This is a genomic window from Microcoleus sp. D3_18_C4 (assembly GCF_036702355.1).
Classification (GTDB): domain Bacteria; phylum Cyanobacteriota; class Cyanobacteriia; order Cyanobacteriales; family Microcoleaceae; genus Microcoleus.
In genome coordinates this window covers 154-3,198 of the sequence record NZ_JAUBTF010000149.1, presented here as the reverse complement: position 1 = coordinate 3,198, position 3,045 = coordinate 154, and the positions used below count along the sequence as shown (strand labels likewise).

The window sequence follows — 3,045 nt, the reverse complement described above, 5'->3', positions numbered from 1 at the left end:
GCAAATCAGTTCGTTGTCATCTTACAATTTTATTCTTGAAGCTCTATTCTATGCAGCTTCATATTAAATTGGTATAAGTAGGATTTGAAATGACCCAAAATAAGTCGTCAGAAAAATTCGGAGAGGATGAAGTCGAAGCCTTATTAGAACTCGAAAATTTTATTGCCAGTAATCCCGACCCCAGAGAATTAAAAAGAGCTTTGGCAGTCCGGATGCTAATTGAAGGAATCTGCCGCGAAACTATTCAAAAGATATTGGGAGTATCCTCTCCATTTATTAGCAAGTGGAAAATCAATTATGCGTTGCATGGAATTGAAGGATTGCTCTTAAATCATCAAAACTCGCAGGGACAACTTAAGCCAGAAGAACAGTCGGAAATTATCCAATGGTTAACCAATAACAATACGGTTCAGTTGAGGCTATGCAGTGCTTAAAACAATAAATAGAGGAGGAGTCATTATGATTCCAGTACCTCTGTGTTTAACTTGTTTAGACCGAAACTTTGAAACAGGTTTTTTCACGACTCTGGGGTTGTTTCTCGGAACCCTTTTAGGTAGAACTTGATCGAGAATCTCCCAAGTTAACCAATTAAAAAAAAGGGAAGTTCCTGTGGTTGTAACCGCTGAAATTTTGGGAGCGCGCGACGAATAACTCGTAATGTTCCAGTAAAAGAAAGACGCAATGGTGAAACACCTGCACTGCTTGCTGCTTGAAAAATTAATAACCGTACAGCCCAATGTCCTAGTAATAAACCATAAATTTCTTGTACCACCTCCTTTGGCTTTTGAGAACGAATCTGAGTTTTTCGTCCTAATAAATGTACTTTCAGTTCATCAATCGTATTCTCAACTTCCCAACGTTGATGATATTCACAGGCAAGTAACTAGGCAGGAAAATTTTCCGCGTCCAACAAGCTGGTAATTAAACGATATCTAATTTGTGCTCCTGGGCGGTCGTAATTCTCAATTGTGTACTCAATTACTCTTACCTGTATGGGCTGAAATCCTTTTTTTCTTAATTTGCCGGATGTATAAATCCAACTCAGATATGAACCCTCTTCTAATTGTGTCTCGTTTAAGAATTTAACGTTGGATGGAATTCGCCCGAAATACTCACAACCCTTACTGGCTGTAGCTTCTACCATCGCATAAGAATGTAACCCTCTATCCCACATCAATAGCATTCCCGGCGTTACTGAGCGTAACAACTTTAACGCTCTTACTCTTTCTCCTATTTTATATGGACACATTAAGGCGTCAAATATTAAATGTGTTCCTGCCTCTACTAAAATCACTAATCTAGCTTTTGGGAACGCTGCTCTCGTACCGGGACGGCTACCCGGACGACCAAAAACTCGGGCATTTTCATCACCCAGACGGAATATCTAAGCAGGTTCCATCTATCACTACGACCCTGAGTTTGTTGATAAAAGCTCCTACTGTTTCAACTGTAGCCATTGGTCGCACTAATGAATGAAACAACTGTCTCATCACGCCTGCTCCTAATCTTTGTCTGGCTTGAGTAATTGCCGATTTACAGGGAAACCGCCAATATTTACTAATTTTCACCCATGCTTCATTAAGACCATCAATTAAATTTTTTAAGACATCCCGCATTGAATCTTTCGACCACAGACTCATGGCAATTACCAGGCACACTACCAGTTGTGCTGGTAGGGCGCGCTGACGTTTTTCTTCAACATTTGTTTTCGCAATAGCTTGTTCGATAGCACTTGCTGGAATTGCTATCTCTATGGCCTTGAATATCTCCTTACTTGGGATTTGGGGAGAGACTAATGAGAATTCTTTGAGATGCACGCTAACTTGCTCTCCATTTTTGGACACCCTACCTAATTTACCAGGGTTTGAGCCTTAACTGAACCGTATTGCTGTGTAAACCAAACCCTCCTCATGCTAGTAATTAGCAACTTACGTTACTATCAATTTGATTTAGTTATAATCATCGACCAACTTTTGAGAGTGCCAGTTTTCTGCTTGTTAGTATCGCGGACTTCCAATGTCCAAGTACCGGATAAATCCAAACCATTAAACGTACTTAGATTGCCTTCAGGTCGGAAAATAGTAGCATTGGGATTGGAAATCGCACTGATAGGTAGGGAAGCATCATCATCTAAGGTGACATTTCCAAGCTTGTTGCTATTTCCACCGACATTAGCAAACAATTTGACGCTCTTTCCATTAGGACTTTTCAGGAAAACGTCGATATCGTTACTACGCTCGTGAGTAATCCCCAGTTGGATATTGAGATCCAAAATGCTGCCGCGATCGGGAATTGCCAGCCTTGAAAATAGCGTTCCTAAATCTGGAATACTCAGGTTGGTATCGTTGCTGGTATAAGTTTTCACCTCAGTAGTTTTGGATTTAGGCGGCTGATTGCTGTCAACTTCGGGTTCTGGGTTGGTATTACCATTACCTTGGTTTTGGGAGTTATCTACTTGAGGAGGTAAGTTGGCATCACCATTTCCTTGATTATTGTCATCATCAACTTCGGTTTTTGGGGTGGTATTACCATTACCTTGGTTTTGGGAGTTATCTAATTCAGGAGGTAAGTTGGTATTACCATTTCCTTGATTATTGTCATCATCAACTTCGGTTTTTGGGGTGGTATTACCATTACCTTGGTTTTGGGAGTTATCTAATTCAGGAGGTAAGTTGGTATTACCATTTTCTTGATTATTGTCATCATCAACTTCGGTTTTTGGGGTGGTATTACCATTACCTTGGTTGTGGGAGTTATCTAATTCAGGAGGTAAGTTGGTATTACCATTTTCTTGATTATTGTCATCATTAACTTCGGTTTTTGGGTTGGTATTACCATTACCTTGGTTTTGAGAGTTATCTACTTGAGGAGGTAAGTTGGTATTACCATTTTCTTGATTATTGTCATCATCAACTTCGATTTTTGGGTTGGTATTACCATTACCTTGGTTTTGGGAGTTATCTACTTCAGGAGGTAAGTTGGTATTACCATTTTCTTGATTATTGTCATCATCAACTTCGATTTTTGGGTTGGTATTACCATTAC

Annotated in this window: 1 protein-coding gene and 2 pseudogenes; 1 reads left to right on the top strand and 2 read right to left on the bottom strand. The window is 39.8% G+C overall.

Features of this window, described 5'->3' with window-relative positions; translation table 11 throughout:
- Positions 1-89: 89 nt before the first annotated feature.
- Positions 90-404: pseudogene (locus tag QUA90_RS30230) on the top strand (helix-turn-helix domain-containing protein); the annotation flags it as partial.
- Between the two features lie 176 nt (positions 405-580).
- Here QUA90_RS30230 and QUA90_RS30225 read toward each other — a convergent pair.
- Together QUA90_RS30225 and QUA90_RS30220 are read right to left on the bottom strand one after the other, a co-directional pair.
- Positions 581-1,727 (bottom strand): annotated as a pseudogene (locus QUA90_RS30225) (IS4 family transposase).
- Between the two features lie 212 nt (positions 1,728-1,939).
- The coding region (locus QUA90_RS30220; protein ID WP_333448773.1) for a proprotein convertase P-domain-containing protein at positions 1,940-3,045 on the bottom strand (1,106 nt) is incomplete at its 5' end.